Source organism: Dellaglioa sp. CoH-56-MRSF-11 (assembly GCF_056782135.1).
In genome coordinates this window covers 23,115-36,441 of the sequence record NZ_JBXAYE010000003.1, presented here as the reverse complement: position 1 = coordinate 36,441, position 13,327 = coordinate 23,115, and the positions used below count along the sequence as shown (strand labels likewise).

Annotated in this window: 25 protein-coding genes; all 25 read right to left on the bottom strand. The window is 37.5% G+C overall.

The features are described from left to right. Positions 1-804 carry an energy-coupling factor transporter transmembrane component T family protein gene (locus AC1RPT_RS03935; RefSeq protein WP_481761610.1) on the bottom strand — a complete coding sequence of 268 codons (804 nt, stop codon included), beginning with the start codon at positions 802-804 and terminating at the stop codon, positions 1-3. Further along, positions 788-1,666 (bottom strand): energy-coupling factor ABC transporter ATP-binding protein, encoded by an 879-nt coding sequence (locus AC1RPT_RS03930; RefSeq protein WP_481761611.1) that lies wholly within the window; start codon positions 1,664-1,666, stop codon positions 788-790. The genes AC1RPT_RS03935 and AC1RPT_RS03930 overlap by 17 nt, the downstream gene beginning before the upstream one ends. Then, positions 1,642-2,487: an energy-coupling factor ABC transporter ATP-binding protein gene (locus AC1RPT_RS03925; protein WP_481761612.1), complete on the bottom strand. Its 846-nt coding sequence runs from the start codon at positions 2,485-2,487 to the stop codon at positions 1,642-1,644. Before AC1RPT_RS03925 ends, AC1RPT_RS03930 begins: the two co-directional genes overlap by 25 nt. Before the next feature lie 271 nt (positions 2,488-2,758). Then, the gene (locus AC1RPT_RS03920) at positions 2,759-3,181 is read right to left on the bottom strand and encodes a GNAT family N-acetyltransferase (protein ID WP_481761613.1); all 423 of its coding nucleotides are present in this window, start codon (positions 3,179-3,181) and stop codon (positions 2,759-2,761) included. A 254-nt stretch (positions 3,182-3,435) separates the two neighbouring features. Beyond that, a complete protein-coding gene (gene rplQ / locus AC1RPT_RS03915; protein ID WP_057974617.1) occupies positions 3,436-3,816 on the bottom strand; it encodes a 50S ribosomal protein L17 in 381 nt (126 codons plus the stop codon). 27 nt (positions 3,817-3,843) lie between these two features. Further along, positions 3,844-4,782 (bottom strand): DNA-directed RNA polymerase subunit alpha, encoded by a 939-nt coding sequence (locus AC1RPT_RS03910; RefSeq protein ID WP_409022032.1) that lies wholly within the window; start codon positions 4,780-4,782, stop codon positions 3,844-3,846. A gap of 85 nt (positions 4,783-4,867) precedes the next feature. Next, entirely contained in the window at positions 4,868-5,257 is a 390-nt protein-coding gene (rpsK, locus tag AC1RPT_RS03905; protein ID WP_057974619.1) for a 30S ribosomal protein S11, read from the bottom strand. A gap of 28 nt (positions 5,258-5,285) precedes the next feature. Further along, positions 5,286-5,651, bottom strand: a complete 366-nt coding sequence (gene rpsM, locus AC1RPT_RS03900; protein ID WP_057974620.1) for a 30S ribosomal protein S13 — start codon at positions 5,649-5,651, stop codon at positions 5,286-5,288. A gap of 24 nt (positions 5,652-5,675) precedes the next feature. Next, on the bottom strand, positions 5,676-5,792 hold the full coding sequence (rpmJ, locus tag AC1RPT_RS03895) for a 50S ribosomal protein L36 (RefSeq protein WP_057756760.1): 117 nt from the start codon (positions 5,790-5,792) through the stop codon (positions 5,676-5,678). Between the two features lie 35 nt (positions 5,793-5,827). Next, complete coding sequence (gene infA, locus AC1RPT_RS03890; protein WP_057974621.1) at positions 5,828-6,046, bottom strand: translation initiation factor IF-1; 219 nt, start codon at positions 6,044-6,046, stop codon at positions 5,828-5,830. A gap of 196 nt (positions 6,047-6,242) precedes the next feature. Further along, on the bottom strand, positions 6,243-6,905 hold the full coding sequence (locus AC1RPT_RS03885; RefSeq protein ID WP_481761614.1) for an adenylate kinase: 663 nt from the start codon (positions 6,903-6,905) through the stop codon (positions 6,243-6,245). A 76-nt stretch (positions 6,906-6,981) separates the two neighbouring features. Further along, positions 6,982-8,277 carry a preprotein translocase subunit SecY gene (secY, locus tag AC1RPT_RS03880; protein ID WP_409022030.1) on the bottom strand — a complete coding sequence of 432 codons (1,296 nt, stop codon included), beginning with the start codon at positions 8,275-8,277 and terminating at the stop codon, positions 6,982-6,984. Further along, complete coding sequence (gene rplO, locus AC1RPT_RS03875) at positions 8,277-8,711, bottom strand: 50S ribosomal protein L15 (RefSeq protein WP_409022029.1); 435 nt, start codon at positions 8,709-8,711, stop codon at positions 8,277-8,279. The genes secY and rplO overlap by 1 nt, the downstream gene beginning before the upstream one ends. A gap of 45 nt (positions 8,712-8,756) precedes the next feature. Beyond that, positions 8,757-8,939, bottom strand: coding sequence for a 50S ribosomal protein L30 (gene rpmD / locus AC1RPT_RS03870; RefSeq protein WP_057974624.1), 183 nt, complete (start codon positions 8,937-8,939; stop codon positions 8,757-8,759). A gap of 12 nt (positions 8,940-8,951) precedes the next feature. After that, positions 8,952-9,452, bottom strand: a complete 501-nt coding sequence (gene rpsE, locus AC1RPT_RS03865; RefSeq protein ID WP_409022028.1) for a 30S ribosomal protein S5 — start codon at positions 9,450-9,452, stop codon at positions 8,952-8,954. A gap of 19 nt (positions 9,453-9,471) precedes the next feature. Then, a complete protein-coding gene (rplR, locus tag AC1RPT_RS03860) occupies positions 9,472-9,828 on the bottom strand; it encodes a 50S ribosomal protein L18 (RefSeq protein ID WP_462298812.1) in 357 nt (118 codons plus the stop codon). Positions 9,829-9,881: 53 nt separating this feature from the next. After that, positions 9,882-10,418: a 50S ribosomal protein L6 gene (gene rplF, locus AC1RPT_RS03855; protein ID WP_481761615.1), complete on the bottom strand. Its 537-nt coding sequence runs from the start codon at positions 10,416-10,418 to the stop codon at positions 9,882-9,884. 30 nt (positions 10,419-10,448) lie between these two features. Further along, positions 10,449-10,847 carry a 30S ribosomal protein S8 gene (rpsH, locus tag AC1RPT_RS03850; RefSeq protein ID WP_057974628.1) on the bottom strand — a complete coding sequence of 133 codons (399 nt, stop codon included), beginning with the start codon at positions 10,845-10,847 and terminating at the stop codon, positions 10,449-10,451. Between the two features lie 33 nt (positions 10,848-10,880). Then, complete coding sequence (locus tag AC1RPT_RS03845) at positions 10,881-11,066, bottom strand: type Z 30S ribosomal protein S14 (protein ID WP_057974629.1); 186 nt, start codon at positions 11,064-11,066, stop codon at positions 10,881-10,883. Between the two features lie 18 nt (positions 11,067-11,084). Then, positions 11,085-11,627, bottom strand: a complete 543-nt coding sequence (gene rplE / locus AC1RPT_RS03840; RefSeq protein WP_409022025.1) for a 50S ribosomal protein L5 — start codon at positions 11,625-11,627, stop codon at positions 11,085-11,087. A 27-nt stretch (positions 11,628-11,654) separates the two neighbouring features. Further along, positions 11,655-11,963 (bottom strand): 50S ribosomal protein L24, encoded by a 309-nt coding sequence (gene rplX, locus AC1RPT_RS03835; RefSeq protein ID WP_409022024.1) that lies wholly within the window; start codon positions 11,961-11,963, stop codon positions 11,655-11,657. Between the two features lie 32 nt (positions 11,964-11,995). Next, positions 11,996-12,364, bottom strand: a complete 369-nt coding sequence (gene rplN / locus AC1RPT_RS03830) for a 50S ribosomal protein L14 (protein ID WP_409022023.1) — start codon at positions 12,362-12,364, stop codon at positions 11,996-11,998. A 52-nt stretch (positions 12,365-12,416) separates the two neighbouring features. Beyond that, positions 12,417-12,683 (bottom strand): 30S ribosomal protein S17, encoded by a 267-nt coding sequence (gene rpsQ / locus AC1RPT_RS03825; protein WP_057974633.1) that lies wholly within the window; start codon positions 12,681-12,683, stop codon positions 12,417-12,419. A gap of 25 nt (positions 12,684-12,708) precedes the next feature. After that, positions 12,709-12,903 carry a 50S ribosomal protein L29 gene (gene rpmC / locus AC1RPT_RS03820; RefSeq protein WP_057974634.1) on the bottom strand — a complete coding sequence of 65 codons (195 nt, stop codon included), beginning with the start codon at positions 12,901-12,903 and terminating at the stop codon, positions 12,709-12,711. Beyond that, the gene (rplP, locus tag AC1RPT_RS03815) at positions 12,893-13,327 is read right to left on the bottom strand and encodes a 50S ribosomal protein L16 (protein ID WP_057974635.1); all 435 of its coding nucleotides are present in this window, start codon (positions 13,325-13,327) and stop codon (positions 12,893-12,895) included. Before rplP ends, rpmC begins: the two co-directional genes overlap by 11 nt.

Genomic DNA, 13,327 nt, shown 5'->3' with positions numbered 1-13,327 from the left:
TTAATTTTTGAGGTAGACTAATGCAACGGTAACGATAGCGAATAAAACAAAAGCTAACGTATCAGCCGTCCGCCATTTTAAAATACGATACTTTGTTCGACCTTCTCCACCCTGGTAACCACGAGATTCCATGGCAATCGCTAAATCTTCGGCACGATTGAACGAACTTACAAATAGCGGAATTAACAACGGGATAATTGATTGCATTTGTTTAATTAGCGACCCTTGACCAAAGTTCACACCTCGAGCTCGTTGAGCGTTCATAATTTTTTCTGTCTCATCCATTAATGTAGGGACAAAACGTAACGCGATTGATAACATTAACGCAATTTCATAAACTGGAAATTTGATTGCTTTAAGTGGTTTTAATAAAGATTCAATCGCATCTGCTAGTTGGAGTGGTGCCGTTGACAACGTCAATAATGTTGACATAAAAATAATTAAAATAAATCGGCAAAAAATATATAATCCATTTGTCACACCAAATTGAGAAATTTTAAAAATCCCCCAATGCCAGTACATTTGGCCACCACTTGAAAATAGCATTTGCAAAGCAACCGTAAAGATAATCAGCCAAATTAATGGCCGGACACCTTTTAAAAAGAAACTCATATTAATTTTTGACGCTAAAATACATCCTAACGTAAAAACTAAAAGCATAGAAAAACTTTGCCAATTATTTGCCATAAAGATTATTCCAACAAAATAAAAACTCAAAACTAATTTAGCACGCGGATCCATGCGGTGAACGAGTGAATCACCCGCTATGTAACGTCCAAAAATCAACTTATTCATTAGCGTCATGACCTCCATTTTGGCTTAGCAGCGTGACGAGGTCGTCGGCTAATTCATTCTCTGTTAAAGGCATCTCCTTGAATTCAAAGCCTTTTTCAATTAATTTTTTTGAAAATAACGTTGTTGTTGGCACGTTCAAATGGTTACTTAATAAGAACTCTGGATCAGCAAAAACTTCTCTTGGTGTGCCCGATTTAATAATCGTTCCTTTTGACATGATAATAGCGTGATTCGCATAATTTGCCACATCATCCATCTGATGCGTTACGAGAATAATCGTCAAATTTTGTTCACGATGAAGTTCTTCGAACATTGCCATCATATCAACGCGACCTTTAGGATCTAATCCTGCTGTGGGTTCGTCTAAAACCAAGATTTTAGGTTCCATAGCCAGAATTCCAGCGATTGCTACGCGACGCATTTGACCACCAGAGAGGTCAAATGGTGATTGCTGATAGATATTCTCTGGTAATCCAACTAACTTCAACATTTTTGTCGCTATTTTCTCAGCTTCTTCATCTGTTTTACCAAAGTTTTTTGGCGCAAATGCCACATCTTTAATAACCGTTTCTTCAAACAATTGTGCTTCTGGAAATTGAAAAACGATGCCAACTTGTTTTCGTAAATCGTTTAACGTTTTATTGGCCGTTTCTGGTGTAATGATTTGATTCCCAATTGTAATTTTACCTTCAGTTGGTTTTAATAGGCCATTTAAATGTTGCAATAGGGTCGATTTACCAGAACCTGTATGTCCAACAATTGCTGTAAATGAGCCGTCCTCAATTTCAAGATTGATATTATGTAGCGCCCGACTTTCAAAAGGTGTCCCTTTTTGGTAGGTAAAGGCTACTTCGTTGAATTTAATTGCCATAACCAATCTACCATACCTTCCTCTGTCATATAGTCGTCCGGAATGTCAAAATGACGTTTTTTAAGCGCGACTTTTAAGCGTTCTGGATATGGAATATCTAATCCCATATCTACTAATTGTTCACCAAGTGCAAAAATTTCAGCAGGTGTGCCTTCTTTTACCAGCTCGCCTTTGTCCATAACCATAATTTTGTCAGCACTTGCCGCTTCATTAATATCATGCGTGATTGAAATAATTGTTAGCCCACGTTCTTCTTTGAGTTGATGTATTAGGCTCAAAACTTCGTCACGACCTTCTGGATCCAACATGCTAGTTGATTCATCCAAGATGATAACTTCTGGCCTTAGAGCGACAATTCCAGCGATTGCGACACGTTGTTTCTGTCCCCCAGATAGTCTAGCAGGTTCCTTGGCCGCAAACTCCCACATATCTACACGTTCAAGCGCGTCTCTGACTCGTTCTTGCATTTCTTTACGTTCTATTCCATTGTTTTCAAGTCCAAATGCAACGTCATCTTCAACAGTTGCTCCCACAAACTGGTTATCTGGGTTTTGAAAAACGATGCCAATCTTACGACGAATATCCCAGACCGTTTCTGGTGATAAAATAAGGCCATCTACTGTGATTTCACCTGATTGAGGTGCTAGCAAGCCATTAATATTTTTAGATAATGTACTTTTCCCACTACCGTTATGACCAATAATTGCAACCCAGTCACCTTTTTCAATCGTAAAGGACACATCTTTAAGTGCCATTTCACTCATTTCTTTTTGTGCTTCATATTGATAATTTAAATGATCAACTTTAATTAATTCAGTCATTGTTACTGTCCTCACAATTCACAAGATAACTTACGTTTTGCATTATATCACAGGCCAAAATGAACTCAGTGTATTTATACTTTTACTCTTTATAGTTGTCCTATCTATACAACATACATCTAAAATGCATTTTTTGTACTTTTAAGCTCTTAATTAACAATAAACAGCCATTTAGTCACACCTTTTTATATTGCGCTAAGAACTGCATTTTAAGCTAAATTTCTCTCACCATTTGATAATTAACTAGATTTTGTTGATGTCGATAATTATCTTATCTTTTTATAATTTTAAACCCATAATGTTCAAAAAAAGAGACAGCAGTTATTGAAGCCTCTACCGTTTGTACATTTATTTGTAATTCATTCCTTTGGTAATTTGTTAATTCTGTTAAAATAAGCGCTCCGATATGCTGTCGAATCATAGAACTCTCTACGTACAGCATATCAATATGTCCTGTTACTTCAAGGTTACCAAATCCTATGACCTTTAAATCTTTGATGGCAAGTAGCGTAAATGATTCACTTAATCGTTTATGCCATGCACTCAGATCTGGATTATTCTGCACCCACTCATTAATTTCTAGTTGTGAATAATCTTGTCGGTTAATCTCTTGAATTGTTTGGTTGAATAATGTCGTTATTTCCGATAAATATTTACTATCATAACGGTAAAGTTGTATTGAACTTTGTGCCATCACATTACCCCCTAAACAGATTAAGAATACTATTATCATACTAGGTTTTAGCACATAAAAAAAGGGTTCTGAACACATTATTAAAATGTGTTCAGAACCCTTTTTTCAGACCTCATTAGACAATAAAAAATCACTATGAAGGATGACCGGCAAATCACAAATGTGAAGAACCTTCAAACTAGACTAAGATTACTCCATCATCATAACGTTTGTTTTTAATCATCAATCAAAGTGAAAAATTATCTGTTAACGAATTATACTAATTCAATAATAACCATTTGTGCGGCATCGCCACGACGAGGCATTGTTTTCATAGTTCTAGTGTATCCACCATTACGTTCAGCGTAACGAGGAGCTACATCAGAAAATAATTTTTGTAATGCTGATTGAACAGTGACATCGTCACCATCTTCTTTCACGTCAGCAACTGTGTTTCTTACGAAAGCAGCAGCACGACGACGTGAAGCTAAATCACCACGTTTACCTAAAGAAATCATTTTATCGGCAGATTTGCGTACTTCTTTAGCGCGAGCTTCAGTAGTCACAATTCGTTCGTTGATAATAAGACTTGTTGTTAAATCACGTAACATTGCTTTACGTTGAGAACTTGTACGTCCTAATTTGCGGTAACTCATGAATAGTTTCCCTCCCTCTATATAATATTAGTCATCATGACGTAATGATAAATCAAGCGCAGCTAATTTAGCTTTAACTTCTTCCAATGATTTACGGCCCAAGTTACGGACTTTCATCATGTCAGCTTCGGATTTATTCGTTAATTCTTGAACCGTGTTGATTCCAGCACGTTTCAAACAATTGTATGAACGAACTGATAAATCAAGTTCTTCAATCGTCATTTCGAGCATTTTTTCTTTATGTGTTTCTTCTTTTTCAACCATAATTTCAGCATTTTTAGCTTCATCGGTTAAATCAACAAATAAAGTCAAATGCTCAGTTAAAATTTTAGCCGACAAACTAATGGCTTCGCTTGGTGTAATTGAACCATTAGTCCAAACATCAAGTGTCAATTTGTCATAATCATCTTTTTGACCAACACGTGTTTTTTCTACTTGGTAGTTCACACGTTCGATTGGGGTATAAATGGAGTCAATTGGTAATACGCCAATTGGCATATCTTCCGCTTTGTTTTGATCAGCAGATACGTATCCACGACCATTGCTAGCGTTCATGCGAACATGAAAAGATGCACCTTCTGCGACTGTACAAATGTACAAGTCGGGATTTAATACTTCAACATCACTGTTTACAATGATGTCACCGGCAGTAACCTCTGCGGGACCTTTCACATCAATTTCGATGGATTGGTCTTCATCAGCAGCTAACTTCAAAGCAACTTTCTTAATATTCAAGATAATTTGAGTAACATCTTCCAATACGCCTTCAATAGTTGAAAACTCATGTAAAACACCATCAATTTGAATATTAGTAATAGATGCGCCTGGTAAGGAAGATAATAGAATCCGACGAAGTGAATTACCTAATGTCGTACCATAACCGCGTTCAAGTGGTTCTACAACAAATTTACCATAGTTAGGACTTTCATCTATCTTATGAATATTTGGTTTTTCAAATTCAATCATTCTTATCTTTACCCCTTTCAAAACGTAACGTGTAATCTAGTGAAAACATTATGAAGTTCAACTCCGTAATGAATATTAATCCACGTTAAACACGACGGCGTTTTGGAGGACGACATCCATTATGAGGCACTGGAGTAACATCGCGAATTGCTGTTACTTCAAGACCAGTAGTTTGTAAAGCACGGATTGCGGCTTCACGGCCAGAACCAGGTCCTTTAACTGCTACTTCAACAGTCTTCATACCATTTTCCATTGAGCCTTTAGCTGCAGCTTCTGCTGCCATTTGTGCTGCGAATGGTGTAGATTTACGACTACCTCTAAAACCTAATGCACCAGCTGATGACCATGCAACAGCGTTACCGTTAACATCAGTAATCATAACAAGTGTATTGTTAAAAGTAGAATGAATATGTGCAACACCGGCTTCAATATGTTTTTTAACACGGCGTTTGCGAGAAACTTTCTTAGTTGCCATAAATAGTATTACCTCCTTAATCTAGTAATTATTTCTTGCGGCCTGCAATTGATGTAGCTGGGCCTTTACGTGTACGAGCGTTGTTTTTCGTGTTTTGTCCACGAACTGGTAAACCACGACGATGACGCATGCCTCGGTACGTTCCAATTTCTTGGAGACGTTTAATGTTTAAACTGATTTCGCGACGTAAGTCACCTTCAATTTTAAATTGATCAACAACTTTACGGATTGCATCCTCTTGGTCAGTTGTTAAATCACGAGTTCTAATATCTTCTGATACTTCTGCTTCTACCAAGATCTTAGCAGCAGTTGTATTACCGATTCCATAAATGTAAGTTAATGCTACCACGATTCTTTTATCACGTGGAATATCAATACCTGCAATACGAGCCATAACAATTACACCTCCTAATTTTTATTATCCTTGACGTTGTTTATGTTTTGGATTTGCGCTACAAATGATCATAACTCGACCTTTGCGCTTGATAACTTTACAATGTTCACACATTGGTTTTACTGATGGTCTTACTTTCATTGAATTATACCTCCTAAAAGTTTTTGAAGTACAATCTATTTAAAGCGATAAGTAATACGACCCTTACTTAAATCGTAAGGAGACATTTCAACCGTCACTTTATCACCAGGTAAAATACGAATATAATTCTTACGAATTTTACCAGAGACATGAGCTAAAATTTCATGATCATTTTCAAGTACAACTCGAAAAGTCGCATTGGGTAACGTTTCACGGACCGTACCCTCAATCTCAATTACTTCTTCTTTCGCCACGTAAATGTACCTCCTTAAAATCGTGTTTTAACTTTACATGTAAAAATGGCGAGAATTAGACACTCTCACCCGTTCTTATCAGGATATTATTACAAATATCCTCCTGAAAAGATAAACCGGAATTATTCTATCATACCGCTATCTCAGATGCAAGTTAGCCACTCCGGCACAATTACTTTGCAGCGGAATACTCAGATTACTTGAGATTGTTTAAAATCGTTTCAATATCTGCAAATACATCTTCAATATCGCGGTTACCATCTACTGTATACAATAGATGACGTTGTTCGTAAAAATCTAATAACGGTGTATTCATTTTGATGTTAACTTCTAAACGATTTTTAACCGTTTCAAGTTTGTCATCTTCACGTTGATAAAATTCATGTTGCCCACAGCGATCACATGTTCCTTCAACCTTTGTGGGGTTGAAGATTTTGTGATATGTAGCTCCACAATTACGACAAATGTAACGACCAGTTAAACGTTCGATTAGAGATTCAGGATCAACATGAATGTCAATGACTGCGTTAAGAGGTTTTCCAAGGTCCTTACCGATTTCGTCCAAGGCAACAGCTTGTGCCATATTTCTTGGAAACCCATCAAGCATGTAGCCATCTTGAATATCATCTTCAGCTAATCGTTCTTTGACAATGCCATTTGTGACTTCATCAGGAACAAGGTCACCACGATCGATATACTTTTTAGCTTCAAGTCCCATTGGTGTTTCATTTTTCATTGCTGCACGGAAGATGTCTCCCGTAGAGATATGAGCGATGTGGAAAGCGTCGACAATCTTTTCAGCTTGTGTTCCCTTACCTGCACCAGGTAAACCCATTAACATCAGGTTCATTTTAGTCATGAATATCCTCCTAATATGAGAAATGGTTAGGCATCAGCCTAACCTAATTCTCAGTTTAAAATTTGTTTTTTATCGATTATCTAATGAATCCGACGTACTTACGTTTCATCATCATACCCTCTAATTGACGAATAGTTTCAAGAGCAACCCCAACGACAATCAACAGACTAGTACCACCCAAACCAACTGATTCATCTAATCCGAACAAACTTGATGCTAATAATGGAATTAAAGCAACAAATCCTAAGAATAATGAACCAACAGTACTTAAACGCATTAATAATTTTGAAACATATTTTTCTGTTGCTTTACCAGGCCAAACACTTGGAATATAACTTCCTTGTTTTTGTAAATTCTCTGAGAGTTTCTCAGGATTTACCTGTACGAAAGCGTAGAAGAATGTGAACAAGACAATCAATACGGTATATAGGATGGCTCCGTATGTTGTTTGCATGTTGAAAACTTGACTTAATACTTTATACCAAGTCGTGTCCCCTTGTGAGCTTTGGAATGCCAAAAGCACAGTTTGGGGTGTTGCAATGAACGAACTCGCAAAAATAACGGGGATAACACCCGCAACGTTTACCTTAAGTGGCAGATATGAACTATCTGTCGCACCAGCAACACGTCTTGTGTATTGAATTGGAATCTTATAGTTAGCTTGTTGAACATATGTTACAAAAGTTACGATTGCAAAAATAATAACGAGCAAGATAACTATGAACAAGATGCCCCCCCAAAGATCACCTTTATCAGCTTGGAAAATTTGTTCATTGAAAATCTGTTTAATACCACCTGGAATACGAGAAACGATACCTGCCATGATTAACATGGAAACACCATTCCCAATACCACGTTCAGTAATCATATCACCTAACCAAGTCGTAAACATTGTTCCGGCTGTTAAAATAACGCCCAAAACAACATATGTTTGCGTACTTGGATTGTTAACCAAACCTAAACTACTTAATGAGTCTAACCCTGCGGTGATACCTACAGATTGAACAAATGCTAAGACAATTGTTAGGTAACGTGTAGCTTGATTCAATTTACGACGACCAACTTCACCTTGCTTACTCCATTCTACAAAACGAGGAACAATGTCCATTTGTAGTAATTGAATAACAATTTGAGCTGTAATGTAGGGTGAAACCCCCATTGCGAAAATTGAGTAATTAGTTAATCCACCACCACTAAAAGTGTTAAGAAGACTAACTAAGTTACTACTTGTTGCACTAGCAATTGCAGCATGGTTAATTCCAGGAACTGTTATAAAAGTACCTAAGCGAAAGACAATTAAAACGCATAAAGTGAAAAAAATCTTTTGACGGATTTCTTTCACAGCTAATGCATTTTTCATCACTTTAAGCATTAGATCACCTCTGTTTGACCACCGGCAGCTTCAATAGCTTCTTTAGCAGCAGCTGAGAATTTACCTGCTTTAACAGATAATTTCTTGTTAAGTTCGCCGGAAGCTAAAATTTTAATTCCTGATTTTTCGTTCTTAACAATACCTGATTCAACAAGTAATGCTGGTGTTACTTCAGCACCGTTTTCGAATTTGTTTAAGCTATCTAAATTGACAACTGCATATTCTTTACGGTTGAAGTTATTAAATCCACGTTTTGGCATACGACGGAATAAAGGCATTTGTCCACCTTCAAAACCTAAACGTACTTTACTACGGGCTTTTTGGCCTTTTTGACCACGTCCAGAAGTTTTACCATTACCTGAAGATGTTCCACGTCCGACACGGTTACGTACTGAGCGAGAACCTTCACTTGGTTTTAATTCATGTAATTTCATAGGGTTGGCACCTCCTTATTTTAAACTGCAAACAAGATGTTGATGTTATTTAACTTCTTCAACGTCCACTAAATGAGAAATCTTGGCGATAACGCCTCGTGTTACTGCGTCATTAGGACGAATAACAGAGCTGCTAATACGGTGTAAACCGAAAGCTTTAACGATTTCGCGTTGATTTTGAGGACGTCCGATGACACTGCGTTTTAATGTAATTTTTAAATCTGTCATGTTTTAGTCCTCCTAGTCAGCTAAGTGTTGAATAGAAACGCCACGTAATGCAGCAACTTCTTCAGCACTCTTCATTTTCTTTAAACCATCCATTGTTGCGCGAACAACGTTGATTGGTGTATTTGAGCCTAATGATTTACTTGTTACATCTGCTACTCCAGCAAGTTCCATAACGGCACGAACTGAACCACCAGCGGCAACTCCAGAACCTTCAACAGCTGGTTTAAGCATAATGCGTCCACCACTGTATTGACCGAGAACTTCGTGAGGAAGTGTCGTACCGACCATAGGTACTTCAATCAAGTTCTTTTTAGCATCTTCAACTGCTTTACGGATTGCTTCAGGAACTTCTTGAGCTTTACCTGTACCGAAGCCTACATGACCATTGTGATCACCGACAATAACTAATGCAGCAAAACGTAGACGACGTCCACCTTTTACAACTTTAGTAACACGGTTAATCGCAACAACACGATCTTCTAAATCTAAATGAGTTGGATCAATGAAAGTCATAAACTATTTCCTCCCTTTCTTAGAATTCTAATCCATTTTCACGAGCTGCTTCAGCTAAAGCAGCAACGCGTCCATGGTATAAGTATCCGCCACGATCAAAAACAACAGCTTTGATACCTTTGTCATTAGCACGTTTAGCAACTAATGCGCCAACAGCAGTAGCTTTTGCTACTTTACTGTCGCCAGTTACTTCACTATCAATTGTTGAGGCACTTGCTAGCGTTACACCCGCTACGTCATCAATTACTTGAGCGTAGATGTGGTTATTAGAACGGAATACGTTTAAGCGTGGGCACTCTGCAGTTCCAGAAATCTTGCCACGAACACGTAAATGACGTTTTGAACGTGTTTTATTTCTATCTGGTTTTGTAATCACAATTTTCACCTCTTGATTTTATTCAAAAACAAAGTAAGCAATGCTAAGCAGCATTATTTACCTGTTTTACCTTCTTTACGACGAACATATTCGCCAACGTAACGAATTCCTTTACCTTTATAAGGTTCTGGAGGACGAACGGCACGAATTTCTGCGGCAAGATCGCCAACTTCTTGTTTACTGATACCTGAAATAATAATACTTGTATTTGCAGGAACTTCAACAGTTAAGTTTTCGCGTTCTTCAAAATCCACTGGATGTGAATAACCAACATTTAATACTAATTTTTTCCCTTGTAATTGTGCACGATAACCAACACCAATCAACTCAAGTTCTTTTTTGAAACCTTCTGTAACACCAAGAACCATGTTGTTTACGTTGGCACGCATTGTACCATGTAAGGCACGAGTGCTTTTATCGTCACTTTCACGAGTAAATTTAACTGAAAGACCTTCAACATGCATTGTAATAGCACTAGAGAACTTACGAGTTAATTCACCTTTGGGGCCTTTTACTGTAACCATTTGACCTTCTTGTGTAACTTCTACACCAGCAGGAAGAACGATTTCTTTATAACCTATACGACTCACGCGAGTGACACCTCCTTACGAATTAATTGATTACCAGATGTATGCTAAGACTTCGCCACCAATTTGTTTGGCGCGTGCATCTTTATCTGTCATCACACCTTCTGATGTTGAGATAACTGCGATTCCTAAACCATTTAATACTTTAGGAACTGCATCAGCTTGAACGTACGTACGTAATCCTGGTTTTGAGATACGTTTAATACCAGAGATTACACGTTCGTTGTCTTTTCCAAATTTTAAAAATACACGGATAATACCTTGTTTGTCATCATCGATGTATTCGATATCACGTACGAAACCTTCATTTTTAAGGATTTCAGCGATATCACGTTTGATTTTTGAAGCAGGCACTTCTAAAGACTCATGCCGTACCATGTTTGCATTACGGATACGAGTTAAAAAGTCTGCGATCGGATCAGTCATGACCATTGAGTTTACCCTCCTTTAACTTGTCTTTTAGATTTACCAGCTAGCTTTTTTCATACCAGGAATTTGGCCTTTGTGAGCAAGGTCACGAAGACAAATACGGCATAATTTAAATTTACGATAAACAGAATGTGGGCGACCACAACGTTCGCAACGTGTATAAGCTTGTGTAGAGAATTTTGCTGGACGTTTGTTCTTTGCAATTAATGATTTTTTAGCCAAAGCTTTGTAACCTCCTTATTATTTAGAAAACGGCATACCTAATTGTGTGAGTAATTCTTTTGATTCCTCATCAGTATTAGCAGTTGTAACAATAACGATATCCATTCCACGAACTTTATCCACATCATCAAAATCGATTTCTGGGAAAATTAATTGTTCGCGAACACCTAAAGTATAGTTACCACGGCCATCAAAGGCTTTTTTGCTAACGCCACGGAAATCACGCACACGAGGTAATGAAACTGAAACTAATTTATCTAAGAAATCGTACATGCGTTCGCCACGTAAAGTAACTTTAGCACCGATTGGCATACCTTCACGTAAACGGAAGCCAGCAATTGATTTTTTAGCTTTTGTAACCAAAGGTTTTTGACCAGCGATTAAAGCTAATTCTTCAACAGCTTTATCTAAATTTTTAGCATTAGTAACAGCATCACCAACACCCATGTTGATAACAATTTTATCAACTTGAGGTGTTTGCATAATTGATGTGTAGTTAAATTTTTCCATCATAGATGGTGTAATTTCATTAGTGAACTTTTCTTTTAAACGGTTAGTCATGAAGAAAGTGTCCTCCTTTCAGTAGGTCTATTTAACAGTTTCACCTGATTTTTTAGAAACTCTAACTTTCTTGCCGTCTACAACTTTGAAGCCAACACGAGTTGGTTCGTTTGTAGATGGGTCGATAAGCATCACGTTTGAAACGTGAATTGGTGCTTCTATATCCACGATGCCACCTTGTGGATTCGAGTTACTAGGTTTTTGATGTTTTTTTGCAATATTCATGCCTTCAACAATCACACGGTCATCTTTAAGGAAAACTTTAGTAACAGTACCTTGTTTACCTTTATCTTTACCTGCAATTAATTGAACTTTATCACCAGTTTTGACGAACATTTAGCGCACCTCCTTGTTTTCCGATGGATTTCTTATAATACTTCGGGTGCTAAAGAAACAATCTTCATGAAATTGTTATCACGTAATTCACGTGCAACAGGTCCAAAGATACGTGTACCTTTAGGGCTTTTATCATCTTGGATGATAACGGCAGCATTTTCATCAAATTTGATGTATGAACCGTCAGCGCGATGAGCACCTGATTTTGTACGTACGATTACAGCTTTAACAACTTCACCTTTTTTGACAACACCACCTGGTGTTGCATGTTTAACAGTAGCAACAATAACGTCACCGATATTAGCAGTTTTACGCTTTGATCCACCTAAAACTTTAATAGTTAAGATTTCTTTTGCGCCTGAATTGTCGGCAATTTTTAAACGACTTTCTGTTTGTATCACAGTAAGTGTCCTCCTTTCGATAGCAAATTAGAAATACGAATGGCAATTATGCTTAAGCAATAACTGCTTTTTCAACGATATCTAATAAACGGAATCTCTTAGTTGCTGACAACGGACGAGTTTCCATAATTTGAACGATATCGCCGATTTTTGCTTCGTTATTTTCATCATGTGCATAGAATTTTTTAGAATAAGTCACACGTTTACCGTAGGTTTTGTGTGTCTTGTATGTTTCGATAAGAACACTAATCGTTTTATCCATTTTGTCGGATACAACGCGTCCTTGATAGACTTTACGTTGGTTACGAGTTTCACTCATGCGTAAATGGCCTCCCTTTCGTAATCTACTTGTTTAATTCTTGTTGGCGTAATGCCGTTTTAATACGAGCAATTGTTTTACGTACTTCACTTAAGCGTGCGGTATTTTCTAATTGACCGGTAGCTAATTGGAAGCGTAAGTTAAACAATTCATCTTTAAATTCTTGTTCTTTGGTAATCATTTCAGCAGTGGTTAATTCATTAATTTCCTTAGCCTTCATGTGATTCGCCACCTACTTCCTCACGTTTTACAATTTTAGTTCTCACTGGAAGTTTGTTTGATGCTAAGCGTAAAGCTTCGCGAGCAACTTCTTCGGGAACACCGGCAACTTCAAACATGATCTTTCCACGTTTAACTGGAGCTACCCATCCTTCAGGAGCACCTTTACCAGAACCCATTCGAACACCAATTGCTTTTGCAGTATATGATTTATGAGGGAAAATTTTAATCCATACTTTCCCACCACGTTTCATATGACGGTTAATAGCGACACGAGAAGCTTCGATTTGACGGTTAGTGATCCATGATGATTCAAGAGCCTGTAAACCGAATTCTCCAAAAGCGACTTCTTTGCCACCTTTAGCTTCCCCACGCATTTTACCACGGAATTCACGACGGAATTTTGTACGTTTAGGTACTAACAT